The sequence below is a fragment of the Sphingopyxis sp. H053 genome, assembly GCF_001468225.1.
Taxonomy (GTDB): domain Bacteria; phylum Pseudomonadota; class Alphaproteobacteria; order Sphingomonadales; family Sphingomonadaceae; genus Sphingopyxis.
This window is the reverse complement of record NZ_LNRU01000006.1, coordinates 308,799-333,179: the sequence shown is the minus strand read 5'-3', so window position 1 is coordinate 333,179 and position 24,381 is coordinate 308,799. Positions and strand designations below refer to the sequence as shown.

20 protein-coding genes are annotated in these 24,381 nt (G+C 65.6%); 9 read left to right on the top strand and 11 right to left on the bottom strand.

Annotated features, from left to right (window positions below; genetic code table 11):
- Positions 1–9: 9 nt before the first annotated feature.
- The 10 genes from ATE70_RS14040 to tpiA form a co-directional block, all read right to left on the bottom strand.
- Complete coding sequence (locus ATE70_RS14040) at positions 10–1,608, bottom strand: long-chain fatty acid--CoA ligase (protein ID WP_082639761.1); 1,599 nt, start codon at positions 1,606–1,608, stop codon at positions 10–12.
- A gap of 105 nt (positions 1,609–1,713) precedes the next feature.
- Positions 1,714–2,121 carry a GFA family protein gene (locus ATE70_RS14035; protein ID WP_058538505.1) on the bottom strand — a complete coding sequence of 136 codons (408 nt, stop codon included), beginning with the start codon at positions 2,119–2,121 and terminating at the stop codon, positions 1,714–1,716.
- A 58-nt stretch (positions 2,122–2,179) separates the two neighbouring features.
- Positions 2,180–5,665: a DNA polymerase III subunit alpha gene (dnaE, locus tag ATE70_RS14030; protein WP_058538504.1), complete on the bottom strand. Its 3,486-nt coding sequence runs from the start codon at positions 5,663–5,665 to the stop codon at positions 2,180–2,182.
- 39 nt (positions 5,666–5,704) lie between these two features.
- Positions 5,705–6,181: a glutathione peroxidase gene (locus ATE70_RS14025; RefSeq protein WP_058538503.1), complete on the bottom strand. Its 477-nt coding sequence runs from the start codon at positions 6,179–6,181 to the stop codon at positions 5,705–5,707.
- Between the two features lie 133 nt (positions 6,182–6,314).
- Positions 6,315–6,992: an ABC transporter ATP-binding protein gene (locus tag ATE70_RS14020; protein WP_058538502.1), complete on the bottom strand. Its 678-nt coding sequence runs from the start codon at positions 6,990–6,992 to the stop codon at positions 6,315–6,317.
- Positions 6,985–8,235, bottom strand: coding sequence for a lipoprotein-releasing ABC transporter permease subunit (locus ATE70_RS14015; RefSeq protein ID WP_058538501.1), 1,251 nt, complete (start codon positions 8,233–8,235; stop codon positions 6,985–6,987). Before ATE70_RS14015 ends, ATE70_RS14020 begins: the two co-directional genes overlap by 8 nt.
- Positions 8,236–8,686: 451 nt before the next feature.
- Positions 8,687–9,370: a Crp/Fnr family transcriptional regulator gene (locus ATE70_RS14010; protein ID WP_037515365.1), complete on the bottom strand. Its 684-nt coding sequence runs from the start codon at positions 9,368–9,370 to the stop codon at positions 8,687–8,689.
- Between the two features lie 25 nt (positions 9,371–9,395).
- On the bottom strand, positions 9,396–11,027 hold the full coding sequence (locus ATE70_RS14005) for a CTP synthase (protein WP_058538500.1): 1,632 nt from the start codon (positions 11,025–11,027) through the stop codon (positions 9,396–9,398).
- Positions 11,028–11,135: 108 nt separating this feature from the next.
- Positions 11,136–11,582: a preprotein translocase subunit SecG gene (gene secG / locus ATE70_RS14000; RefSeq protein WP_058538499.1), complete on the bottom strand. Its 447-nt coding sequence runs from the start codon at positions 11,580–11,582 to the stop codon at positions 11,136–11,138.
- Positions 11,583–11,767: 185 nt separating this feature from the next.
- Positions 11,768–12,520, bottom strand: a complete 753-nt coding sequence (gene tpiA / locus ATE70_RS13995) for a triose-phosphate isomerase (RefSeq protein WP_058538498.1) — start codon at positions 12,518–12,520, stop codon at positions 11,768–11,770.
- A gap of 182 nt (positions 12,521–12,702) precedes the next feature.
- Between tpiA and ATE70_RS13990 the strand changes: the two genes are divergently transcribed.
- The 9 genes from ATE70_RS13990 (at position 12,703) to lexA (ending at position 22,216) form a co-directional block, all read left to right on the top strand.
- Positions 12,703–14,649: a peptidylprolyl isomerase gene (locus ATE70_RS13990; RefSeq protein ID WP_082639762.1), complete on the top strand. Its 1,947-nt coding sequence runs from the start codon at positions 12,703–12,705 to the stop codon at positions 14,647–14,649.
- Between the two features lie 2 nt (positions 14,650–14,651).
- Positions 14,652–16,169, top strand: a complete 1,518-nt coding sequence (locus ATE70_RS13985) for an anthranilate synthase component I family protein (RefSeq protein WP_058538496.1) — start codon at positions 14,652–14,654, stop codon at positions 16,167–16,169.
- A gap of 35 nt (positions 16,170–16,204) precedes the next feature.
- Positions 16,205–17,269: an alpha/beta fold hydrolase gene (locus ATE70_RS13980; protein ID WP_058538495.1), complete on the top strand. Its 1,065-nt coding sequence runs from the start codon at positions 16,205–16,207 to the stop codon at positions 17,267–17,269.
- Between the two features lie 170 nt (positions 17,270–17,439).
- The gene (locus tag ATE70_RS13975) at positions 17,440–18,030 is read left to right on the top strand and encodes an anthranilate synthase component II (RefSeq protein ID WP_058538494.1); all 591 of its coding nucleotides are present in this window, start codon (positions 17,440–17,442) and stop codon (positions 18,028–18,030) included.
- Complete coding sequence (gene trpD, locus ATE70_RS13970) at positions 18,027–19,025, top strand: anthranilate phosphoribosyltransferase (protein ID WP_058538493.1); 999 nt, start codon at positions 18,027–18,029, stop codon at positions 19,023–19,025. The genes ATE70_RS13975 and trpD overlap by 4 nt, the downstream gene beginning before the upstream one ends.
- Positions 19,022–19,816 (top strand): indole-3-glycerol phosphate synthase TrpC, encoded by a 795-nt coding sequence (gene trpC / locus ATE70_RS13965; RefSeq protein WP_058538492.1) that lies wholly within the window; start codon positions 19,022–19,024, stop codon positions 19,814–19,816. The genes trpD and trpC overlap by 4 nt, the downstream gene beginning before the upstream one ends.
- Entirely contained in the window at positions 19,813–20,283 is a 471-nt protein-coding gene (gene moaC, locus ATE70_RS13960; RefSeq protein WP_058538491.1) for a cyclic pyranopterin monophosphate synthase MoaC, read from the top strand. Before trpC ends, moaC begins: the two co-directional genes overlap by 4 nt.
- Complete coding sequence (locus ATE70_RS13955) at positions 20,280–21,470, top strand: molybdopterin molybdotransferase MoeA (protein WP_058538490.1); 1,191 nt, start codon at positions 20,280–20,282, stop codon at positions 21,468–21,470. Before moaC ends, ATE70_RS13955 begins: the two co-directional genes overlap by 4 nt.
- Before the next feature lie 65 nt (positions 21,471–21,535).
- The gene (lexA, locus tag ATE70_RS13950) at positions 21,536–22,216 is read left to right on the top strand and encodes a transcriptional repressor LexA (protein WP_058538489.1); all 681 of its coding nucleotides are present in this window, start codon (positions 21,536–21,538) and stop codon (positions 22,214–22,216) included.
- Here lexA and ATE70_RS13945 read toward each other — a convergent pair.
- Positions 22,170–24,329, bottom strand: a complete 2,160-nt coding sequence (locus tag ATE70_RS13945) for a ComEC/Rec2 family competence protein (RefSeq protein WP_058538488.1) — start codon at positions 24,327–24,329, stop codon at positions 22,170–22,172. The two genes, lexA and ATE70_RS13945, sit on opposite strands and share 47 nt — an antisense overlap.
- Positions 24,330–24,381 lie beyond the last annotated feature (52 nt).

The following is a 24,381-nucleotide window of genomic DNA, read 5'->3' as shown; positions in this document are numbered from 1 at the left end:
CGCGCTGGATCATGCCCCCACCAGCGACTTCAGCTTGTAATCCTTATAATCGTCGCGGATCTGGCGTTTCAAAATCTTGCCCGTCGCCGTGTGCGGCAGTTCGTCGACAAAGACGATCTCGTCGGGCAGCCACCATTTGGCGACCTTGTCCTTCAGATAATCGACGATCGCCGCCTCGCTCACCTCGGACCCCGGCTTTTTGACGATCAACAGGATCGGCCGCTCGTCCCATTTCGGGTGATAGACGCCGACCGCTGCCGCCTCCTGCACCCCGGGCGCACCGACCGCAGCATTTTCGAGTTCGATCGAGCTGATCCACTCGCCGCCCGACTTGATCACATCCTTGGCGCGGTCGGTGATCTGCATGACGCCGTCGGGGTGCAGCACCGCGACATCGCCGGTGTCGAACCAGCCGTCGCCATCGGCGGCGTCAACATCGGCCTTGAAATAACGCTGGATGATCCACGGTCCGCGGCACTGTAGCCGCCCGCTGGTCACTCCGTCGCGCGGCAAGTCCTTGTCCTCGTCGTCGACGATGCGCAGCTCGACCCCGAACGGCGGGCAGCCCTGGCGGCACACGATGTCGACCTGTTCGTCAAAGCTCAGCTCGTCCCAGTTCCACGGCCGCTTGCCCATCGTCCCGATCGGGCTGGTTTCGGTCATCCCCCACGCATGACCGACCGCGATTCCCGCCCGCATGAAGCGTTCGATCATCGCGCGCGGCGCCGCCGATCCGCCGATGATCACGCGTTCGAGCTTGCCGTAACCGATGCCGGTCGCATCCATATGCGCGAACATCGCGATCCACACCGTCGGTACACCGGCGCTGTGGGTGACCCCCTCGTCGTGCATCAGGTCGCACAGCACCTGCGCATCATTGGTCGCCGAGAACACCAGCTTGGCGCCGACCGTCGCGGCGGCAAAGGGCACGCCCCAGCTGTTGGCGTGGAACATCGGCACGATCGGCAGAATCACGCTGCGATTCGACAGGCCGAATACGTCGGGCTGGATCTCGGTGATCGCATGGATGACGTTCGAGCGATGCTCGTAGAGCACGCCCTTGGGATTGCCCGTCGTCCCGCTCGTATAGCAAAGACCGACCGGATCGCGCTCGTCGAGCTGCACCCATTCGAAGCTGCCGTCCTCGGCGTCGATCAGGTCGCGGTACGAGAGATAGCCTTCGCGCGCCGGTGCATCGAACAGGATGAAATGCTCGACTGTTGGCAACTGCGGGCGCAGCCGCTCGACGATCGGCAGGAACATCGCGTCGAACAGCAACACACGGTCATCGGCATCGTTGACGATATAGACGAGCTGCTCGTCGAACAGCCGGGGGTTCACTGTATGAAGCACCCCGCCCATCCCCGCGCTGCCGTACCAGCTGACGAGATGATGGCCATGGTTCATCGCGAGCGTCGCGATGCGGTCGCCCTTGTTCATCCCCAACCGCGTCATCGCCGCGGCGAAACGGCGCGCATCCGTCCCGACCTCGCCCCACGTCGTGCGTGTCACGCTGCCATCGGCCCAGCGCGACACGATCTCGCGGTTCGCATGTTCGCGCGCGGCATGGTCGATCAGGCTGGTGACCAGCAGCGGCTGGCTCTGCATTCCGGACATCAGGCATTCCTCTCATTTCTTTGCCCTAGGGATAAGGCGAGGAATGCGGTTTACGCAAGCGTCAACGGATCGGCCGGCGCGAAAACTGCGACGCGATCAGCCGGGAAGCCCGCCGATCTTTGGAACCGTTTCCAGATCGGCGTCCCATCCGGCGCGGCTGTCACAACAGATATGCGCGGTCGGCCGGATATCGATCGCGCTGTCGATGCTTCCGGCCGGGACGACGAGCATCGCTCCCTGCATCACTTCGCGCGGCAACCCCGACCCGCATTCGGTGCAGAAGTCTCTTTGATGGCGGGTCGCAGGAAGGTGATAGGATTTCACCTTGTCCTCTCCCGACAACCAGCTGAGCTTTGCCGTTGCCGAGAACAGGTTTGCGCCATGCGCCGACCCGCTACCCTTGCGACATCGCGAACAATGGCAAAGATAGAAGGCGTGAAATTCGCCGACAATCTCGAAACTGACCGCACCGCAAAGACATGCGCCGGCAATCGTTCGGGTCATTCCGTACCTCCTGTTTCATGCTGGATGGTTACCGAAGGAGCGCGGCGACCGTGGATCGCTAACGCGCCCGAAAATCCTTGGGAGTGAACAGCGACAGCGTCACGTCGCTGACACCCGCGACCGTTTCGAACCGCGCGACGAGATCAGGACCCAGCGCGAAACCGCGGCCGAGGTTGATGCGAAGTTCGTCGCCGGTGTCGGGATCCTCGGTCAGAACGAACACGCGGCCGCGCGCATCGTCGCGCCGCTCGAGCAGGCGCGCCATCTCCGCGATCGCATCGGGCAATGCGACGCGGCATGTCAGTTCCAGCGCCGCGGTCGCCGCCATTTCGGCCAGCGGCTGCGCGCCGCGTACCGTGACGCGCGGCGTTTCTTCGCCCTCGAGCAGGTCGAGCTCGACCGACAGGATCGCGCAGCCGCCGTCGGCCGCGAGTGCTTCCAATATCTTGCCGGCCTGTTCGTCGAAACAACTCGACTGGAATTGCCCGCTGCGGTCGGAAAGCGTCAGGTTGAGGAAACGATTGCCGCGCTGCGACACGCGCGGCCGCGCGCTTTCGACCATGCCCGCCATCGTCATCGGAATGCGCGTACCCGGCGTCATTTCGACATTGGCGCAGATGTCGCCATAGGACCGCGCGCCGCGCGCCGCGACGATCGCCTCATATTGCTCGACTGGATGCGATGAGAAATAGAAGCCGAAGGCGTCCTTCTCGCGCGTCATGCGTTCAGCGAGCGTCCACGGCTCGGCGGCGGGCAGCTGCAACGCCGGTGCGATCGCGATATCGCCGCCGAACAGGCCGCCCTGACCCGTCGAGCGTTCGTGCGCCGAGCTGTTCGCGCAGGCGAGCAGGCTTTCGGCGCCGGCAAAGGCGCGCGGACGATCGGGCTCGATGGGGTCGAACGCCCCCGCCCCCGCCAGCGCCTCGATCTGGCGCCGGTTGAGCAGCTTGGGATCGATGCGGCTCGCGAAATCGTCGAGCGACGCAAAATCGCCCTTGGCGCGCTCGGCGACCAGCGCTTCCATCGCCTTTTCGCCCACGCCCTTGAGCGCGCCGAGCGCGTAACGGACCGTCAGCCCATCGTCGTCGCGGCCGACCGAGAAATCGGCCTCGCTGTCGTTGACCGACGGCGGCGCGATTCCGACGTCGAGGCGCCGCATATCGTCGATGAAGATCGACAATTTGTCGGTCTGATGGCTATCGAACGACATCGATGCCGCGAAGAATTCGTGCGGATAATGCGCCTTCAGCCACGCGGTCTGGTACGACAGCAGCGCATAGGCGGCGGCGTGGCTCTTGTTGAAGCCATAGCCCGCGAACTTGTCGATCAAGTCGAACAGCTCGTTCGCCGCCTTGGGAGCGATCTGGTTATGCTCGCCGCAGCCCTTCACAAAGGTCTCGCGCTGCGCGTCCATTTCGGCCTGGACCTTCTTGCCCATCGCGCGGCGCAGCAGGTCGGCGCCGCCGAGACTGTAGCCCGCCAGGATCTGCGCCGCCTGCATCACCTGTTCCTGATAGACGAAAATGCCATAGGTTTCGGCAAGGATGCCTTCGAGCAGCGGGTGCGGATAGGCGATCGCCTCGCGCCCGTTCTTACGCGCGCCGAACAGCGGGATATTGTCCATCGGACCAGGACGGTAGAGCGCGACGAGCGCGATGATGTCGCCGAAATTGGTCGGTTTCACCGCCGACAGCGTGCGCCGCATGCCTTCGGATTCCAGCTGGAACACCCCGACCGTCTCGCCGCGCTGGAGCAGCTCGTAAACCGCGGTATCGTCCCACGCCAGCGTGTCGAGATCGACGTCGATCCCGCGCAGCGCGAGCAGGCGTCGCGCCTCCTTGAGCACCGACAAAGTCTTGAGCCCGAGGAAGTCGAATTTTACCAGCCCCGCGCTCTCGACATATTTCATGTCGAACTGTGTCACCGGCATGTCCGAACGCGGATCGCGATAGAGCGGGACGAGCTGGTCGAGCGGGCGGTCGCCGATCACAACACCCGCGGCATGGGTAGAGCTGTGCCGCGGCAGGCCTTCCAATTGGCGCGCCATATCGAACAGGCGCCGCACCCCGTCGTCCTGCTTATATTCGGTCATCAGCTCGGCGACGCCGTTCAGCGCGCGTTCGAGCGTCCAGGGGTCGGTCGGATGGTTCGGGACCAGCTTCGCGAGCCGGTCGACCTGGCCATAGCTCATCTGGAGCACGCGCCCGGTGTCCTTGAGCACCGCGCGCGCCTTCAGCTTACCGAAGGTGATGATCTGCGCCACCGTGTCCCGGCCATATTTCTCCTGCACATAGCGGATCACTTCGCCCCGCCGCGTTTCGCAGAAGTCGATGTCGAAGTCGGGCATCGACACGCGTTCGGGATTGAGGAAGCGTTCGAAGAGCAGGCCGAGCTTCAGTGGATCGAGGTCGGTGATCGTCAGCGCCCAGGCGACAACGCTGCCCGCGCCCGAGCCGCGCCCCGGACCCACCGGAATGTCGTGATTTTTCGCCCATTTGATGAAGTCGGCAACGATCAGGAAGTAGCCGGGGAAGCCCATTTGGACGATGACGCCAACCTCGAAATCGAGCCGTGCGATATAGGCGTTTCGTTCGTCTTCGCCGAGGTCGGGATAGAGCGCGAGCCGTGCCTCCAGCCCCGCGCGCGCATCCTGTGCAAGCTGCGCCGCCTCGCCCTCGCGGTCGCCCGCGAGGCTTGGCAGGATCGGCGCGCGCTTCGGCGCCATGAACGCGCAGCGCTGCGCGACGACCAAACTGTTGCGGATTGCCTCGGGCAGGTCCGAGAAGGCGTCTTCCATCGCTTCGGCGGGTTTCAGCCAGGCTTCGGGGCTCGAAACGCGCCGGTCCTCGCTCTCGACATAGGCCGACTGCGCGATACACAGCATCGCGTCGTGCGCGGGATGGAAGTTCGGTTCGACGAAATTCGCCGGGTTCGTCGCAACGATCGGCAGCGCGCGCGCATAGGCCAGATCGATCAGCGCCGCTTCGGCCGCGACCTCGGTCGCATCGCCGCGCCGCGAGAGTTCGATATAGAGCCGCCCGCCGAACAGCGCTTCCAGTTGTTCGACATAATCGTCGGCCGCGCTCTTCTGCTCGCCCGCGAGCAATCGCGCGAGCGCACCCTCGCCGCCGCCGGTGAGGCAGATCAGCCCGTCGGTCCTGCCCGCGATGTCGGACAGCAGCACATGCGGGTCCTGCTCGACCGGACGGCCGAGATGCGCCGCCGACACGAGCGCGCATAGATTGTCATATCCGGCATTGTCCTGCGCATAGAGCGCGAGCCAGTCGATGATCGGAGCGCCGTTCGCGAGGCGCTGTCCGGGGCGTGCGACGCTCAGCAGCGTGCCGACGATCGGCTGCACCCCCGCCGCCTTGCACGCCTCGCCAAATGCCATGACGCCGTAAAGCCCGTTGCGATCGGCGACCGCGATCGCCGGAAACCCGCGTTCGCGGGCCGCCTTGGCGATCAACTTGGGCTCGATCGCCCCTTCGAGCATCGTGTAGCTGGAAAAGACGCGAAGGGGGACAAAGGGGCTGAAGGCCATCGAATGACGCTACAGTGACAGCACCGATTCTGCCAAGGCTTAACCCAGCAGTTCCTCAATCTCTTTGCGCAATTGTTCGGGCTTCGTCGTCGGCGCGTGGCGCGACACCGTCTTGCCATCGCGACCAACCAGGAATTTGGTGAAATTCCACTTGATCCCGCTGCCGAGGAGACCGGTCTTTTCCTTCTTCAGATGCTTGAAGATCGGATCGGCGTCGTCGCCATTGACGTCAATCTTGGCCATCAAAGGAAAGCTGACATCATAGGTCAGCGAACAGAAATTCGCGATTTCCGCCGCATCGCCGGGCTCCTGCGCGCCGAACTGGTTGCACGGAAAGGCAAGGATCTCGAGCCCGCGGTCCTTATAGTCGCGGTAGAGCTCTTCCAGCCCCTCATATTGCGGGGTGAAGCCGCATTTCGACGCGGTGTTGACGATCAGCAGCACCTTGCCGCGATAGTCCGCCAGCGATTGCGTGCCGCCGCCGGGCAGCTTCGCCGAAAGATCGTATAATGCCATAGTCCGTCCCCTTCTGACCAATCCGTTCGTGTCGAGCGAAGTCGAGACACCCCTCAGCTTGGCGCTTGATCGATGGGCATCTCGACTTCGCTCGATGCGAACGGAAACTGGGTCTGTAATAGCTCTGACGAGCCTACGCCTCGATCCGCCCATCGTGCAAGCGCAGCACGCGGTCCATCCGCGCCGCGAGCCGCTCGTTGTGCGTCGCGACCAGCGCCGCCGAGCCATGGTCGCGCACGAGCTTGACGAACTGGTCGAACACTCGATCGGCCGTCGCTTCGTCGAGATTGCCCGTCGGCTCGTCGGCGAGCACGAGCAGAGGCCGGTTGGCCAGCGCGCGCGCCACCGCGACGCGCTGCTGCTCGCCGCCCGACAGCTTGCTCGGCTTGTGATGCAGCCGCTCGGCCAATCCCAGTCGCCCGAGCAGGTCCGCCGCGCGTTCTTCGGCCTCGGCCTGTCCCGCGCCGCGGATCAGCTGCGGCAGGATCACATTCTCGATCGCGTTGAAATCGGGGAGCAAATGGTGAAATTGATAGACGAAGCCGATCTTCTCGCGCCGCGTCTTCGTTCGCTCTCCCTGATCGTATCGCGTCACGTCATGGCCATCGATGCTGATCGTCCCGTCGAACCCGCCTTCGAGCAGGCCCACGGCCTGCAGCATCGTTGACTTGCCCGATCCCGACGGCCCGAGCAGCGCGACGATTTCGCCGCGTTTCAGATGGGCATCGACCCCGCGCAGCACGTCGATGGTGACGTCGCCCTGCGTGAAGCTGCGCTTCAGTGCGTGAAGCTCCAGAACCTTGTCACTCATAACGCAGCACCTGCACGGGGTCGGTATTGGCGGCTTTATATGCAGGATACAGCGTCGCGAGGAAGCTGAAGACGATCACCATGATGACGATCGCTGTAATCTCGAACGGATCGGGCTTCGACGGCAGTTCGGTAAGGAAGCGGATCGACGGATCCCACAGGGGCTGGCCGGTCAGGAACTCGACCCCGCGCAGCACGCCCTGGCGGAAATAGAGCAGCGAGAAACCGACGATCATCCCGGCGATCGTTCCCGCAACACCGATCGAAAGCCCTATCGCCATGAAGATACGCATCACCGCGTCGCGCGGCGCGCCCATCGTGCGCAATATCGCCATGTCACGCGTCTTTGCGCGCACGAGCATGATCAGCGACGAGACGATGTTGAATGCGGCGACGAGGATGATCAGCGACAGGATCACGAACATCGCGACGCGCTCGATCGACAGCGCCTCGAACAGGCTCGCGTTCATCGAACGCCAGTCGGACACGACCGCCTGCGCCGCGACCTTTTCGGCGAGCGGCCGCAATATTTCGCCGACCTTGTCGGGATCGCTGGTCTTCACCTCGATCATGCCGACCTGGTCGCCGGTCAGCAGAAGCAATTGGGCATCCTCCATCGGCATGACGACATAGGCCTTGTCGAAATCATAGACGCCGATCTCGAAAATCGCGGTGATCCGATAGCTGATCTCGCGTGGCACGGTGCCGAAAGGGGTCGAGCGCCCCTGCGGGTTGATGATCGTCAGGTTCGACCCGACAGTCGCGCCGAGATTGCGCGCCAGTTCGCTGCCGATTGCGATATTGCCCGTACCGGGGGTCAGCGTATCGAGACTGCCTTGCAGCACCTTACCATTCAGTGTTTCGTTGTTGCGGATGTCGGGCACCAGCATGCCGCGCACCAATATCCCTTCGACGCGCCCGCTGAAGCTTCCGAGCAGGGGCTGCTCGATCAGCGGCGTCGCCGAAACGACGCCCGGCGTCGCCTTCGCCTGTTTCAGCACATCCTGCCAGTCGTCGAGCCGCCCGCCAAAGCCCTGCACGACCGCATGGCCGTTGAGGCCGACGATCTTGTCGAACAGGTCGCTGCGCACCCCGTTCATCACGCTCATCACGATCACCAGCGCTGCGACGCCGAGCATGACGGCTGTGAAGCTGAACGCCGCCGCGACGAAGATGAACCCTTCGCCGCGCTGCGGAAGCATATAGCGTTTGAAGATGGTGCGTTCGTACGGACGCAGGATCATGGAGCGATGTGCCTTTGCGGCGCATGAGGAATGACACGCATAGCGCCGCTTTAGGCAGCCCTGCCACCGCTGGCAATGGTCGCCGGCATGGCGTCAAACCGCAAATGATTTGCTGAATGTGTTGCCGATAGGTCACAGCGCCCGGCAAAAGCAGGACCAACTGCCCGTCAGAGAGTGACAAAGCCCCCCCGCGGACCTACCCACGCTGCTTCTGGTTCAACGCGGCCCAAAGGCCCGGCTCCAGGGAGTGCAGGCCTTTCGCCAGGCCTGCAACAAAGGGGGATGGCGAGTGTTCGTCACAGGCGCCCGGGTTTCGCAAAGCGAGGCCCGGGCGTTGTGATTCCGGGCCGATCATAACGAGCTCCAACATTCGTCATTCCCGCGAAAGCGGGAACCCAGTTGTGACGCTGGCTCGCTAGGTTCCCGCTTTCGCGGGAATGACGAGCGTTTGTTACCCCTCGCTCTCGCTGATATCCTCCAGCATATCGGCATCGAGCACGCGCACGCGCCCCTGCTCGAGCGAAATCACACCCGATTCCTCCCAGCTCTTGAGCTGGCGGTTGATATGCTCGCGGCTCATCCCGGCAAAATTGCCGAGTTCGGTCTGGCTGAGTTCGACACGCTGCGATGCCTCGACATCCTTGCGAATCAGGCGCTTGAGGTAACGCGCAAGCCGCGGTCCCGACGCGTAAGCCCGGTCGCTTTCGATCGTCTGATCGGCGGTGCGCAACCGCCGTGCGAGCTGCTGCATCAGCGACCAGGCGAATTCGGGATGGCTCGCGGCGAAATCCTTGAGCGCATTGCGGCCAAGCTGGAGCGCGCTCCCGGCGCTCGTCGCGGTCACCGATGCGGTGCGCTCGCCGCCGTCGAGCAGCGCGATCTCGCCCAATATCGCGCCGGGTTCGGCATAGGCGAGCACGATTTCGCGCCCGCCCGAGGTCAGCATCGACACACGCGCGGTGCCTTCGGTCAGGATCAGCATCATGTCGCCCGGGTCGCCCTGGACGAGCAATTCCTTGCCCTTGACGAAATTGACCTGCACCGCGCGGCTGGCGATTTCGGCCCAATCTTCGACCGAGAGCCCGGAAAAGATGCTGTCGGGGCCCTGCAACTCGGCGAGTCTCGCGTGATCCATGCCCCTACACCCCTTTTTCCCGGCGCTAGACCAGCCGGCTCTGCTTCACCGCCGCTTCGATGAAACCCGCGAACAAGGGATGCGGATCGAACGGCTTCGACTTGAGTTCCGGATGGAACTGCACCCCGATAAACCACGGATGGTCCGGGCGCTCAACGATTTCCGGCAGCATGCCGTCGGGCGACATGCCCGAAAAGACGAGACCGCCCTTCTCCAGGCTTTCGCGATAGGCGTTATTGACCTCGTAGCGGTGGCGATGGCGCTCGCTGATGTCGTTCGCGCCATAGACGCTCGCGACATGGCTGTTCGGCGACAGTTTCGCCTCATAGGCGCCCAGCCGCATCGTGCCGCCCAGATCGGTGTCGGCGCCGCGCTTCTGCAAGCCTTCGTCGCTCATCCATTCGGTGATCATCCCGACGACGGGCTCGTCGGTCGGGCCGAATTCGGTGCTCGACGCGTCGGCGATGCCGCTCGTGTTTCGCGCGCCCTCGATGCACGCCATCTGCATGCCGAGGCAGATGCCGAAGAAGGGCACATTGCGTTCGCGCGCGAAGCGGACGCTCGAAATCTTGCCTTCGGACCCGCGTTCGCCGAAGCCGCCCGGGACGAGAATGCCGTGCATCGGTTCGAGATTGGCGGCGAGATCCTCGTCGCGCTCGAACATTTCGGCGTCGAGCCAGCGGATGTTGACCTTGACGCGGTGCGCCATGCCACCGTGGACCAGTGCTTCGTTGAGCGACTTATACGCGTCGGGCAGCGACACATATTTGCCGACGACGCCGATCGTGACTTCGCCTTCGGGGTGCTGCTTGCGGTCCATGATGTCGTACCAGCGCGACAGATCGGGCGCGGGCGCGTCGTGGATGCCGAACGCGCGCAAAACCTCAGTGTCCAGCCCTTCGCCATGGTACTGGACCGGGACCGAATAGATGCTGTCGGCGTCGAGCGCCGGGATCACCGCTTCCTTGCGGACGTTGCAGAAGAGCGCGATTTTCGCGCGTTCGCTCTCGGGCAGCGGCTTTTCGCAGCGACAGAGCAGGATGTCGGGCTGGACGCCGAGCGACGCGAGTTCGCGCACGCTGTGCTGCGTCGGCTTGGTTTTCAGTTCGCCCGCGGCCGCGATGTAAGGCACCAGCGTGACATGGACCGAGATCGCGTTTTCGCGTCCCTCTTCATTCTTGAGCTGGCGGATCGCCTCGATGAAGGGCAGCGATTCGATATCGCCGACCGTCCCGCCGATCTCGCACAGCACGAAATCGAGGTCGTCGATCTCGGCGCGCGCAAATTCCTTGATCGCGTCGGTGACGTGCGGGACGACCTGCACCGTCGCGCCCAGATAGTCGCCGCGGCGCTCCTTGGCGATGATGCCCTGATAGATGCGGCCCGAGGTGACATTGTCGCTCTGCCGCGCAGCAACGCCGGTAAAGCGCTCATAATGGCCAAGGTCGAGGTCGGTTTCGGCGCCGTCGTCGGTCACATAGACCTCGCCGTGCTGATAGGGCGACATCGTGCCCGGATCGACGTTCAGATAGGGATCGAACTTCCGGATACGGACGCGATAGCCCCGCGCCTGCAACAAGGCCGCGAGGCTAGCCGCCATCAAACCTTTGCCAAGCGAGGAGACCACGCCGCCGGTGATAAAAATGAACCGCGCCATGGGAGGAAAGACTTACTCAACGGGAGGGGGACGGCGCAAGCCGTCGAATCGCATCCGGCGGAAATATTTTCCGCCGGGCGGGTTACAGGTGGAGGCCGAAGCCGCCGGTTATTTCTTGGCGGGTGGTGCCTGCGCCGGTGCCGGTGCGGCTTCCTGGCTCGATGCCGCTGCAGCTGCGGCCGCCAGCGGATCGTCACTCGCAACCGCGGGCGCCGTTCCAGCGGGGGCAGGCTGCGCCGGAGCGGTCAGTGACGAAGCCGGAGCCGCGCCGCTCGTCTGCGCCGTTTTCGACAGCGAGGTGTCGATCGTCGAGCCGCTGCGACCAACCGAGGCCATCGCCGCCAGCACGATCGACAGCGCGACAAAGGCGGTCGCAAGGACCGTCGTCGCACGGGTCATGAAATCCGCCGCACCGCGCGCCGAAAGCAGGCCCGCGGGGCTGCCGCCGACGCCCAGACCGCCACCTTCCGACTTCTGCATCAAAATGACGCCGATCATCACCGCAGCGACGAGCGCCTGCAGGACGAGGATGAAGGTGAAGAGACTGGACATCATATTTTCCCGAACTTGCGCGACCTCAAACGGACCGCGCCCGCGGCGCACATAGAGACGAAGCGGCTTCGCTTCAACCCATACGTCGCCTCAGAAATAATCCGTCGCCCCCGCGAAGGCGGGGGCCGCCATCGACCTTGAGCAAGGTTGCCGGCGGCCCCCGCCTTCGCGGGGGCGACGAATAATGGTCAACCCGGGATTGTCGCCGCCGCCGCGACGATCGGCACGAACTTCGCCGCGGTCAGGCTCGCTCCACCGACCAGCGCCCCATCGACATCACCGGCATCGAGCAATTCGGCGGCGTTCTCGCCATTGACCGACCCGCCGTACAATATGCGCATATCCTCCGCCGCACCGCCGAACCGCGCCGCGAGCGCGCCGCGGATCGCGCCGTGCATCGCCGCGACATCGGCGACCGTCGGCACAAGCCCGGTCCCGATCGCCCAGATCGGTTCATAAGCGATGGCCAGCCGGTGCGGATCGAAGCTTTCCGGCACCGATCCAGCGATCTGCGCGAGGACATAGTCGATCGCGCCGCCCGATTCGCGGACCTCGCGCGGTTCGCCGACGCACAGGATGACCGACAAGCCGGCGGCAAGGCCGGCTTCGGCCTTGGCGCGCACATCGTCGTCGCTCTCGGCGAAACCTTCGCGGCGCTCACTATGCCCGACGATCACAACGCTCGCGCCGATGTCGGCGAGCATCTCCGCCGCGACCGATCCGGTGAAGGCGCCTGACGTAGCACTGTGGCAATCCTGTCCGCCGACCGCCTTGCCCGGCACAGCGGCGACCATGGCGCCGATCAGCGTGAAGGGCGGGCAGATCGCTACATCGACGACGGCATGCTCGTCCGCCGCGGCGAAGATCGCCTGCGCTTCGCCGATTGCCGCCGAAAGCCCGTTCATCTTCCAGTTGCCGACCACATATTTGCGCCGCGTCATTTGTCTGCGTCTCCCTCTATTCGAACCTTGCCCTCGCCCTAGCGGCGCATAGGCGCGATAGGCAAGCCGCGTCGCGCACAGGCGATAAAGCCCCTTTCCGGCCTTGATGCGGCCCCGCCTCCCGCCTAAAGCAGCGCGCAATCGCGCGTGACCTGCGCCCTGCCGGAAAGAATGCCCGCTCCATGATTACCGCTATCCGCGCCATGTTTGCCTCGACGATCGGCAAATTCCTTGCCCTCGGCTTCGTCGTCCTCGTCGGCCTCGCCTTCGCGCTGGGCGATGTGACGGGCAATTCGAGTTTCGGCGGGCTCGGCGGCGCCAACGTCGCCAAGGTCGGCAGCGAACAGATCGGCGTCGGCGAACTGCGCGACCGGGCGCGTCAGGCTTATGACCAGGCGCGCCAGCGCCAGCCGGGCCTGACGATGGCAGCGTTCGTCGAAGGCGGCGGGCTCGACCAGGTCCTCGATCAACTCGTCGAAGGCAGCGCGTTCGACCAGTTCGCAACCGGCATGGGGTTCAGCGTCAGCAAGCGGCTGATCGACGGGCGCATCGCCGATCTGCCCGCCTTTGCCGGCGTGTCGGGCAAGTTCGACCAGAAGGTCTTCGAGAATTTCCTGCGCCAGAACGGCCTCACCGAAACCCAGCTTCGCCGCGACCTGCGCCAGCAACTCCTGATCGAACAGCTCGCCGCACCGATCGCCATGATGCCGCGGATCGCGCCGGGCATGGCGCAGCCCTACGCCGCGCTTTTGATGGAACAGCGGCGCGGGCAAGCGACCTTCATTCCGGCGAGCCCCTTCGCGCCGACCGCCGATCCCGGCGACGCCGCGCTGAAGACATATCTGTCGCAGAACAAGGCCAAGTTCACCGTCCCCGAACGCCGCGTGGTCCAGTACGCGCTGTTCGATCGCGCCGCGGTGCCGGTTCCCGCGGTCACCGACGCCGAAATCGCCAAGGTCTATAAGGACAATGCCGCGCAATATACCGCGAGCGAGACGCGCCGCTTTGCGCAGGTGATCGTGCCCGATCAGGCGGCGGCGACCGCGCTGGCCGCCAAGGTTCGCGGCGGCACCCCGCTCGCTGCCGCGGCGCAGGCCGCGGGCCTCTCGGCTTCGACCACCGGCGACCTCACCCAGTCGGCCTATGCCGCAACGAGCAGCGCCGCGGCGGCCAAGGCTGCCTTCTCCGCCAAGCCCGGCGACCTGATCGGCCCGACGCAGACCGGCCTCGGCTGGACCGTCGCGCGCGTCGAGGATGTGACCGCGAAGCCCGCGCGCAGCCTCGCCGACGCCAGCGCCGAGATTCGCACCGAGCTTGCCAAGAACAAGGCGAACGAGGCGATCGTCGATTATTATAACGCGATCCAGGATGCCGTGAACGGCGGCGCGTCGGTCGAGGAAATCGCCGCCGACCGCAAACTCCAGCTGGTCGAAACGCCCGCGATCCTGCCCAGCGGCCGCGCCCCCGCCCAGCCCGCTTTCGTCCCCGCGCCCGAACTGGCGCCGCTCGTCGCGCAGGCTTTCCAGGCCGCCGGCGAAGGTGAAGGCCATATCGCGACGCTCGTCGAGAACGAGAAATTCGCGGTCTATGCGGTGAAGTCGATCACCGCCGCCGCGCCGCCGCCGTTCGCGCAGATCCGCGCCGACCTGCTCAGCGAATGGCGTTTTGCCGAGGGGCAGAAGGTTGCCCGCGGCAAGGCGCGCGCGATCGTCAAGGCAGTCGAAGCCGGCAAGAGCCTGAACGAAGCCGTCGCCGCCGCCGGCCCCAACATCGGCAATGTCCAGACGATCGGTGGTCGCCGTGCCGAACTCGGTGCTGGCGGCAAGCCCGTTCCGCCCGAGCTCGCGCTGCTCTTCTCGATGGCGAAGAACAGCGTCAAGACGCTCGAAATCCCCGGCAACCGCGGCTGGATGGTGATCGCGCTCAATGACGTTCAGCGGCCCGATCCGAAGTCGATCGAACCCGCACGCGTCGCCGCGATCGCGCAGCCGCTCGCACCCGCCTTCGGCAACGAGCTGATCGAGCAGCTCGCCGCCGAAGCCAAGCGCCGCGTCGGCGTGACGATCAACAAGGATCTCGTGAACCAGCTGCGCGCCGAGCTGACCGGCACCGCGCCGGTCTCCGAATAAGGGTGAGTCTCGAGGGAAGAGCCGCCGCGCTCGAAGCGCTGGCGCAGGGCCGCGGCGCGGTCGTCTGGCAGCGGCTGATCGCCGACATCGAAACCCCCGTTTCGGCAGCGCTCAAGCTGATCGAGCCCGGGCGCGGCGACTGGGTGCTCGAATCGGTCGAAAGCGGCGAGACGCGCGGGCGCTACAGCCTGCTCGGGCTCGATCCCGACCTGATGTTCGAGGTTACCGGAGACGCTGCGCGGATCAACCGCGACTGGCGCACCGACCGCGACGCGTTCGAACCGCTCGCCACCCCCGCGCTCCAGGCGCTGCGCGATCTCGTCGCCGAATGCCGCTTCGACGTTCCCGAAGGACTGCCCAAGGCGCTCGCGACGCTCGTCGGCTTCTTCGCCTATGAAACGATCGGCCTCGTCGAGCGCATCCCGCGCGCGCCGGGGGCGGGCCTCGGCCTGCCCGATATGGTGTTCGTGCGGCCGACGGTCATCCTGGTGTTCGATCGCCTCGCCGACGAACTCTTCCTGATCGCGCCGATCTGGCCCGATGCCGAGGCGCCGATCGACCGGATGATCGACGCCGCGCAGGACCGCCTCGACACCATCGCCGCGCGCCTGTCGAGCGTCACCGCGCACGCCGAGCGCGCGTCGACCGGCGCGCTGCCGACCGACATCGCCGCGAACCCCGCGACCACGCCCGCGCATTTCGCGCGGATGGTCGCGACCGCGAAGGACTATATCGCCGCGGGCGATATCTTTCAGGTCGTGCTGTCGCAGCGTTTCTCGACGCCGTTCGACCTGCCGCCCTTCGATCTCTATCGCGCGCTCCGCCGCATCAACCCCTCGCCCTTCCTCTATTTCCTCGACCTCCCCGGCTTCGCGCTGATCGGTTCGTCGCCCGAGATTCTCGTGCGAGTGAGGGACGGCGAAATCACCATCCGCCCGATCGCGGGCACCCGCCCGCGCGGACGCACCAGCGCCGAGGACGCCGAGAACCGCGAGAGTCTGCTGGCCGACCCCAAGGAACGCGCCGAGCATCTGATGCTGCTCGACCTCGGCCGCAACGACGTCGGCCGCGCCGCGATCGGCGGGACCGTCACCGTAACCGACAGCTACACCGTCGAATTCTACAGCCACGTCATGCACATCGTCTCGAACGTCATCGGCCGCATCGCGCCCGACAAGGACGCGATCGACGCGCTGTTCGCGGGTTTTCCCGCGGGCACCGTCAGCGGCGCGCCCAAGGTCCGCGCGTGCCAGATCATCGCCGAACTCGAAGCCGATGCACGCGGGCCTTACGCGGGCGGCGTCGGTTATTTCGCGCCCGACGGCAATATGGACAGCTGCATCGTGCTGCGCACCGCAATCGTCAAGGACGGCGAAATGCATGTGCAGGCGGGAGCAGGCATCGTCGCCGACAGCGATCCCGCCTATGAACAGCGCGAGTGCGAGGCGAAGGCGGGTGCGCTGTTCGCGGCGGCGCGCGAGGCGGTGAAGCTGGCGGGTACGCCGGGGTACGGGCAATAGCTTGACGGGTACCGAGCGGACGCTAGCGTCCGGCCATGCATAAATATCTTGCCCCGCTCGCCCTGCTGCTCGTCGGCCCTGTCCCCGCTCACGCCCAGGCCGTCGAGGGTGCTGTCGAAGGCGATGCAATCCTCAAGGATTTCGCCTTCGCCAACGGCGAAAAGCTGCCCGAGCTCAAGATCCACTATACGACGCTCGGCACGCCGCAGCGCGATGCCAAGGGCGATGTCACCAACGCCGTGATGATCCTCCACGGCACGGGCGGCACAGGAAAGCAATTCTTCCAGCCGCAATTTGCAAGCGAGCTTTTCGGCCCCGGCCAGCCGCTCGACACGACGAAATATTACGTCATCCTGCCCGACAATATCGGCCACGGCGGCTCGTCGAAGCCGAGCGACGGGATGCGCATGAAATTCCCGCGCTACGACTATAATGATATGGTCAGCGCCCAGCACCGGATGCTCACCGAAAAGCTCGGCGTGAAAAAGCTGAAGCTCATCCTCGGCACCTCGATGGGCTGCATGCACGGCTTTGTTTGGGGCGAGACCTGGCCCGATTTTGCCGAAAAGCTCGCGCCCTTCGCGTGCCTGCCCGTCGAGATCGCGGGCCAGAACCGCATGTGGCGCACGCTGTCGATCGATGCGATCAAGGCCGATCCGCTGTGGAAGGAGGGCAATTACACCGATCCACCCGCAGCGGGCCTGCGCACCGCGGCCTCGCTCAGCATGATCGCGGGCGCCAATCCCTACGCGCTGCAGGCGCAATATCCGACGCGCGAAGCGGCCGAGAAATACAAGGATGAGGCGTTCGCCCGCACCTATGGCCGCAACGATGCGAACGATACGATCTACCAGCTCGACAGTTCGCGGACTTACAACCCCTGGCCGAACCTCGAAAAGATCAAGGTGCCGGTACTCTGGATCAATTCGGCCGACGATTTCATCAACCCACCCGCCTATGGCATTACCGAAAAGGCGGCGGCGCGGCTGAAGACGACGAAGTTCATCCTGATCGCGGCAACCCCCGAAACCAAGGGCCACAGCACCCACACCTGGGCGAAATTCTGGAAGGACGATCTTGCGAAACTAATGGCCCAATAGGTCCCTTTTTTCCGTCATCCCCGCGAAGGCGGGGATCCCGCTATTGATGCGCGGACGAAGCCGGGAAGGAAGCGGGATTCCCGCCTTCGCGGGAATGACGAAGGAAGAGTTGAACCGTCAAAAGCTTCTTGTTCTTTCCCCACCGCTCCAAAATCGTTACGGCCCGACCCATGATCCTCGTCATCGACAATTATGACAGCTTCACCTTCAACCTCGTTCACTATCTGATCGAGTTGGGGGTCGACGTGCGCGTCGAACGCAACGACGCGCTGACCGCGCCGCAAGCGCTCGCCACCGGCGCCGACGCGATCCTGATATCGCCCGGTCCCTGCACGCCGAACGAAGCGGGAATCAGCCTCGACCTCGTCGCGGCCTGTGCCGAAGCGCGTCGCCCGCTGCTCGGCGTGTGCCTCGGCCACCAAGCGATCGGCCAGCATTTCGGCGGCACCGTCCAGCGCGGCCATTTGATGCACGGCAAGACCTCGCCCGTCTGTCACGACAACAGCGGGCTCTACGCCGGCCTGCCCTCGCCGTTTCAGGCCACACGCTACCACAGCCTCGAGGTCGTCGACATTCCCGCAAGCCTCGTGATCAACGCGACCAGCGACGACGGCGCGGTCATGGGCTTCCGCCATGTAGACCTCCCGATCCACGGCGTCCAGTTCCACCCCGAAAGCATCGCGACCGAACATGGCCATGCGATGCTCGCCAATTTCCTGAAAATTGCGGGGTTGCCGGTCGGCGAACGGAAAGCCGCATGAGCCGTTTCGGTCCGTTTCCCGATCCCGCCGGCCTGCTCGAACATGACGAGGCCGCCGATGCCTTTGCGACGATGCTCGACGGCGGTGCCAGCGACGAGAATATCGTCGAATTCCTCACCGCGCTCTCCGACCGCGGCGAAACGATGGTCGAAATCGCCGCCGCCGCGCAGGCGATGCGCGACCGGCTGATTCCGATCGATGCTCCTGCCGGCGCGATCGACGTCTGCGGCACCGGCGGTGACGGCCATCATACGCTCAACGTCTCGACCGCCGTGTCGATCGTCGTAGCGGCGTGCGAGGTTCCGGTCGCAAAGCACGGAAATCGTGCGGCTTCCTCAAAGTCGGGCGCGGCCGATACGCTGGAGGCGCTCGGGCTCGATATGGAGCGCGCCGACAGGCAGGCCCAGGAACAGCTCGCCGACCTCGGCATCTGCTTCCTCTTTGCCGGAACGCGGCATCCGGCGATGAAGCGCATCATGCCGATCCGCAAGGCGATCGGACGCCGGACGATCTTCAACCTGATGGGGCCGCTCGCCAACCCGGCGCGCGTCACCCGCCAGCTCGTCGGCATCGCGCGTCCCGCCTACGTCCCCGTCTATGCCGAGGCGCTGCACCGGCTCGGCACCGAGCATTCACGCGTCATTTCGGGCGACGAGGGGCTCGACGAACTCTCGCTCGCGGGCGGCAACGAGGTCGCGGTGGTCTTGCCCGAGGGCGTGCGCATGCAGCGCAGCGTGGCCGCCGATGCGGGGCTTCCGACGCGTTCGCTCGACGAAATCCGCGGCGGCGACGCCGAATATAATGCCAAGGCGCTGCGCCGTCTGCTCGAAGGCGAGCCCGGCGCCTATCGCGACGCGGTGCTTTATAACGCCGCCGAAGCGCTCATCGTCGCGGGTGTGGCCGACACACAGCTCGAAGGCGTGGAGGAAGCCGCCGAGGCGATCGACAAAGGTCTTGCCAACGCGCTGCTCAATTGCTGGATCGCCTATAAATGAACAAGCTCACCCAAATTCTCGAAACCAAGGCCGGTGAAGTCGCCGAGCGCCGCGCCGCGCGCTCCTTGGCCGACCTCGATGCGATCGACGCAGGCCCGGTGCGCGGCTTCGCCGCCGCATTGCAGGCAAAGATCGATGCGGGCGACTTCGGCCTGATCGCCGAAGTGAAGAAGGCTTCGCCTTCCAAGGGACTGATAAGGGAGGATTTTGACCCTGCCTATCATGCGCGCGCGTATGCGGCGGGTGGGGCGGCGTGCCTCTCCGTCCTCACCGACGCCCCCTATTTTCAGGGGCATGAGGATTATCTGATCGCAGCGCGCGCTGCCTGTCCGCTCCCCGCGCTCCGCAAGGATTTTATGGTCGATCCCTGGCAGGTCGCCGAAGCGCGCGCGATCGGCGCCGACGCGATCCTGATCATCGTCGCCGCGCTCGACGACGGCGCGATGCGCGAGATCGAGGCCGCAGCGATCGAGCGCGGGATGGACGTGCTCGTCGAGGTGCATGACGAGGCCGAACTCGACCGCGCGCTGACCCGGCTCCAGTCGCGCTTGATCGGCGTGAACAACCGCGATCTCCGCACCTTCGAAACCGACCTCGCCGTTACCGAACGCCTTGCAAAGCTGGTCCCGCCGGGCACCCTGCTCGTCGGCGAAAGCGGCATCGCGAGCCATGCCGACTGCGAAAGATTGGCGGAGAGCGGCGTCCGTGCCTTCCTTGTTGGCGAAAGCTTGATGCGCCAGGATGACGTCACGGCGGCAACGCGCCAGCTGCTGACGGGCGCCGCGGCGTGACGCGGCCGACGCACCTCGACGAAAGCGGGGCTGCGTCGATGGTCGATGTCGGCGCCAAACCGGCGACGCAGCGTCGCGCGGTCGCCGGTGGGCGGATCACCATGTCGCCGTCCGCGCTCGACGCGATCCGCAGCGGCAATGTGCCGAAGGGCGATATACTCTCGACCGCTCGCATCGCCGGGATCATGGCCGCAAAACGCACCGCCGACCTCATCCCGCTTTGCCATCCGCTCGCGTTGACCAAGGTCGGCATCGATTTCGCGTGGGAAGACAGCGGTATATCGGTCACTGCTACCACGCAGACGACGGGCCCAACCGGGGTCGAGATGGAAGCGCTCACCGCGGCGTCGGTCGCGCTGCTCACGCTCTACGACATGGCAAAGGCGCTCGACCGCGCGATGAACGTCGGCGACATCCGCCTGCTCGAAAAGAGCGGCGGGCGCTCGGGCGACTGGCGCGCCGAATGAGCGGGCTGCTTCCCGTCGAGGAAGCGCAGGCCCGGCTGCTCGCGCTGCGCGCACCACTCACCAGCGAAAATATCGCCTTTTCCGAATCGCTTGGCCGTTATCTTTCAAGCGATGTCATCGCTGTGCGCGACCAGCCCGCCGCGCCGCTGTCGGCGATGGACGGCTATGCGATCCGTTTCGACGATCTGCCCGGGCCATGGTCGGTCATCGGTGAGGCGGCCGCCGGGACCGCACCCGACCGCATTGTGAAAGCCGGCGAGGCGATGCGGATTTTCACCGGCGCGATGCTTCCTGACGGCGCCGACACGGTGATCGTCCAGGAAGACGTCACCCGCGACGGCGCGCGGCTAACCCTGAGGGGCGATGGTCCCGGCACGCGCGGCCGCCACATTCGCGCACGCGCCGCCGATTTCGCCGCGGGCGATTGCCTGCTGCCGGCGGGCACGCGCCTGACCCCGGGCGCCATCGCCGCGGCGGCGATGAGCGGTGCGGGCCAGCTTGCCGTCGGCCGCCGTCCGCGCGTCGCGATCCTCACCACCGGCGACGAACTCGTCCAGCCGGGACACCCGCTCGCCCCCGGCCAGATTCCCGACAGCAACGGCGCGATGCTCGCCGCGATGCTCGTCGGCGAGGTTGCCGAAACGATCCTGCCGCACCATCTCCGCGACGACCGCGCGACACTTGCAAAAATTCTCAAGGAGTTGGCGCGACGTCACGACGTCATCGTCACCGTCGGCGGCGCCTCGGTCGGCGATCACGACCATGTCCGCGGCGCTCTCGAAGACGCCGGCGGCCAGCTCGATTTCTGGAAGATCGCGATGCGACCCGGCAAACCGCTGATCGCCGGGACGATTGGCGACGCGACCCTGCTTGGCCTGCCCGGCAATCCGTCGTCGGCCTACGTCACCGCGACATTGTTCCTCCTCCCGCTCGTCCGCCACCTTGCCGGCGCGCGCGATCCTTTTCCCGCCGTGCACCGGGCGCCGCTCGCCGCGGCGCTGGCCGCGGGTGGGACGCGCCGCGACTATCTTCGCGCGCGACTCGAGGGCGGACAGCTGACTCCGCGCTTCGGGCAGGAAAGCGGGCTCACGCTGCCGCTTGCATCGGCCAATGCCTTGTTGATCCGCGACATTGGCGCGGCGGCGCGCGCGGCAGGCGACATGGCGGACTATATCGTCATCGCTTGACAAGTTCCGCTTTGTTCCACTATCGTTCTCAATATGTCCGGAACTGGCATCATGGAGAACGACCGATGTTGACCGCAAAGCAGCATGAGCTGCTCCACTTCATCCAGGAACGTCTCGACACGAGCGGCATCTCGCCCTCGTTCGAGGAGATGAAGGAGGCGCTGGGCCTGAAGTCGAAATCGGGCATACATCGCCTGATAAGCGCCTTGGAAGAAAGGGGCTTTCTCCGCCGCCTGCCCAACCGCGCACGCGCGCTCGAGGTGCTCAAGGTGCCCGAGGCCGCGAAAGCCACGACGCCGGTACGTGAAAATGTCGTCCCGCTCCGCAAGGCGCCCCCGGCACTCAAGCCGATCGCGGCCAACGACATCATCGAGGTTCCGCTGCACGGCAAGATCGCAGCAGGCGTCCCGATCGAGGCGTTCGAGGATCACAACAATCTCGCTGTTCCCGCCGCGTTGCTCGGTTCGGGCGAACATTATGCGCTCGAAGTGTCGGGCGACTCGATGGTCGAGGCGGGCATTTTCGACGGCGATTATGCGCTGATCCAGAAAGCCAGCACCGCGCGCGAGGGCGATATCGTCGTCGCGCTGGTCGACGGGCAGGACGCAACGCTCAAATATTTCCGCCGCGAAGGGCAGATGATCCGCCTCGACCCGGCGAACGCTGCCTATGAACCGCAGCGCTACCCCGCCGACCGCGTCATCGTGCAAGGGCGCCTGTCGGGATTGCTTCGTCGTTACCACTAAGCTGCTGCGGCAAGCGCCAAGGATGCCCGTCGCCCGCTTTGAGCGTGGCGACGGCTTCGGGTTTTTCGCCCAGATAGAGCGCCAGCCCGCCGCTTGTCGCGAGGCTGTCGCGATCGATCGTCATCCAGCGCCCCGCGCACTCGTGCGGTAACCAGCGGTCGCTGATCACGACGTCGGCGGCTGCGCAGGCCGCCGCCATTTCCGCACCCTCGATCCGATCGCGGCCACGCGAGGCGAGGATGATGCGCCGCGCAGCGCCCTCGCCCTGGTTCCAGCGGCAGAAATCGCGATTGCACTCGACATGATCGAGTTCGGTGAGGGCGGCGAGCGGAGCATCGACCCCGGCGGCTTCGGCCATGCTGTCGCGCACATAGTCGCCCGCCTTGTCGCGGAGCAGCGCATAGCTGCCACCGGGCATCGCGGCGGCGATATGGCGGCCGTCGCCGGTGACAAGCAGGTCGGGGCGCGGCTGGACAAGCAGCGCCGCCATGCCGATCGCCAGCGGCACCGCGCCGATGCGGCGCCACCCTGTCTTCCAAAGCAGCAACCAAAGCCCTCCGAATACCGCCAAGGCAAAACCCCAGCGCGGAAAGCTCGGCATCATGGCGACCGCACCCGGCGCATCGGCGACACCGTGCGCCAACCCGATCAGTGCGAGCAGAGCCTGTTCGGTAATCCACCAGAAGGGCGCGCCGAGCCCCACGCTGTCGAACAGCAAGGCGAGCGCCTCGGCGGGCATGATGACAAAGGTTGTCAGCGGTATCGCGACCACATTGGCGAGCGCGCCGTACAGCCCCGCCTTGTGGAAATGGAACAGCGCGATCGGCGCGAGCGCGACTTCGACGACAAGGCCGGTAAGGAGCAATCCCGCCACGCCGCGTCCCAAGCGGATCACCATTGCCTCATCCCGCCGGGCGAGGAAGGCGTGCATCGGCCGACTTTCATGCAGCGCAATGATCGCGGTGACCGCTGCAAAGCTCAGCTGGAAGCTTGGCCCGGCGAGCGACTCGGGGCGCCAGATCAATACGATCAACGCGCCCGCGGCCACCAGCCGCAGCGTCAGCGCCTCACGGCCCATAAGAAAAGCGATGAGCACGAGCAGCGCGGCGATGAACGAGCGCAGGGTCGGTACCTCGGCCCCGGCAAGCAACGTATAGTCGCCGCCGGCGAGCGCCCCGGCGGCCGCGGCGAGGGGCAGGACATAGCCCGCCAGTGCGAGCCTCCGGCTGAGCGCGAGGAGCCGCATCGTGAGCAACATCGCAAAACCGACCACGGCGGTCACATGCAACCCGCTGATCGACAGGAGATGCGCCAGTCCGCTGCGGCGCATGGCCTCCTCGTCCGCTTCGCTGATAGCGCCGCGATCGCCTGTCACCAGCGCCGCAGCAATGCCTCCTGGAGATCCGTCGATCTGGTCGTGGATATGCGCGCTAAGCCGCGCTCGCAGCGGCGGGGTTACGGCGCCTTTCGCCGGTACGCGCGAAACTTCGCCCAGCACTGTCCCGACGGCCCCGATCCGGTCGAACCAAGCTCGCTGCGCAAAATCATATCCGCCCGGCAGGCTCGCGGTCGGTGGCGGCATCAGACGCGCCCTGACCCCAATCGTTTCGCCGTCGGTAAGGGTTGCCGCCTGCTCGCTGCGCAGGGTCAATCGCACGCGCGGCGGCAGGTCGGAACGGTTCTGCGGCAGAGCGAGAATGCGAATTTGGCCCTTGGCGGGCAGCGGCTCGGCGCGCTCGACGATCGCGGAAAATTCGGTCACCACCGGTCCCGCCAGAACCGGCGCCGCGACCCAGACGGCGCGTGTCCAGATGAGCAGCACGCCCGCCGCCATCACGCTGCAACCCACGACAACAACCCGTCCGAGGCGGCCTTGCCAGCCGATCAGCAGCCCCCCGCACAAGCCGCCCGCGAGCAAGAGCAACAACCCGATCCAGTGCGCCTTGGCGGGTAGCGCAAACCAGGCAGCAATACCGGCGCCGAGCGCGACCGGCAGCCAGAGCCCGATCCGTTCGCGCTCCGCCTCCAGCCGCGTTTCGAGCGCGTTACCCGCACCGCGCCGGATACTTGTCCAGCGCGCGGCAATGGGCGTTTGAAGCTGCCTTGTCGCCATGCTAGGGGCTCCCCCGATCCCCGCCCAGAAGAGCGGCAAATTGAGTGAAAGA

Excerpts from the sequence above, each read along its gene's own strand:
- tpiA (WP_058538498.1), bottom strand. The coding sequence starts at position 12,520 with ATGACGCGGCGCAAATATGTGGTCGGCAACTGGAAGATGAACGGGCTT.
- ATE70_RS14020 (WP_058538502.1), bottom strand. The coding sequence starts at position 6,992 with ATGAGTGACAAGGTTCTGGAGCTTCACGCACTGAAGCGCAGCTTCACG.
- trpD (WP_058538493.1), top strand. The coding sequence starts at position 18,027 with ATGAGCCGTTTCGGTCCGTTTCCCGATCCCGCCGGCCTGCTCGAACAT.
- secG (WP_058538499.1), bottom strand. The coding sequence starts at position 11,582 with ATGATGTCCAGTCTCTTCACCTTCATCCTCGTCCTGCAGGCGCTCGTC.
- ATE70_RS14005 (WP_058538500.1), bottom strand. The coding sequence starts at position 11,027 with ATGGCGCGGTTCATTTTTATCACCGGCGGCGTGGTCTCCTCGCTTGGC.
- lexA (WP_058538489.1), top strand. The coding sequence starts at position 21,536 with ATGTTGACCGCAAAGCAGCATGAGCTGCTCCACTTCATCCAGGAACGT.
- ATE70_RS14025 (WP_058538503.1), bottom strand. The coding sequence starts at position 6,181 with ATGGCATTATACGATCTTTCGGCGAAGCTGCCCGGCGGCGGCACGCAA.
- ATE70_RS13955 (WP_058538490.1), top strand. The coding sequence starts at position 20,280 with ATGAGCGGGCTGCTTCCCGTCGAGGAAGCGCAGGCCCGGCTGCTCGCG.
- ATE70_RS13945 (WP_058538488.1), bottom strand. The coding sequence starts at position 24,329 with ATGGCGACAAGGCAGCTTCAAACGCCCATTGCCGCGCGCTGGACAAGT.
- trpC (WP_058538492.1), top strand. The coding sequence starts at position 19,022 with ATGAACAAGCTCACCCAAATTCTCGAAACCAAGGCCGGTGAAGTCGCC.
- ATE70_RS13975 (WP_058538494.1), top strand. The coding sequence starts at position 17,440 with ATGATCCTCGTCATCGACAATTATGACAGCTTCACCTTCAACCTCGTT.
- ATE70_RS14015 (WP_058538501.1), bottom strand. The coding sequence starts at position 8,235 with ATGATCCTGCGTCCGTACGAACGCACCATCTTCAAACGCTATATGCTT.
- ATE70_RS14040 (WP_082639761.1), bottom strand. The coding sequence starts at position 1,608 with ATGCAGAGCCAGCCGCTGCTGGTCACCAGCCTGATCGACCATGCCGCG.
- ATE70_RS13990 (WP_082639762.1), top strand. The coding sequence starts at position 12,703 with ATGATTACCGCTATCCGCGCCATGTTTGCCTCGACGATCGGCAAATTC.
- ATE70_RS14010 (WP_037515365.1), bottom strand. The coding sequence starts at position 9,370 with ATGGATCACGCGAGACTCGCCGAGTTGCAGGGCCCCGACAGCATCTTT.
- dnaE (WP_058538504.1), bottom strand. The coding sequence starts at position 5,665 with ATGGCCTTCAGCCCCTTTGTCCCCCTTCGCGTCTTTTCCAGCTACACG.
- ATE70_RS14035 (WP_058538505.1), bottom strand. The coding sequence starts at position 2,121 with ATGACCCGAACGATTGCCGGCGCATGTCTTTGCGGTGCGGTCAGTTTC.
- ATE70_RS13980 (WP_058538495.1), top strand. The coding sequence starts at position 16,205 with ATGCATAAATATCTTGCCCCGCTCGCCCTGCTGCTCGTCGGCCCTGTC.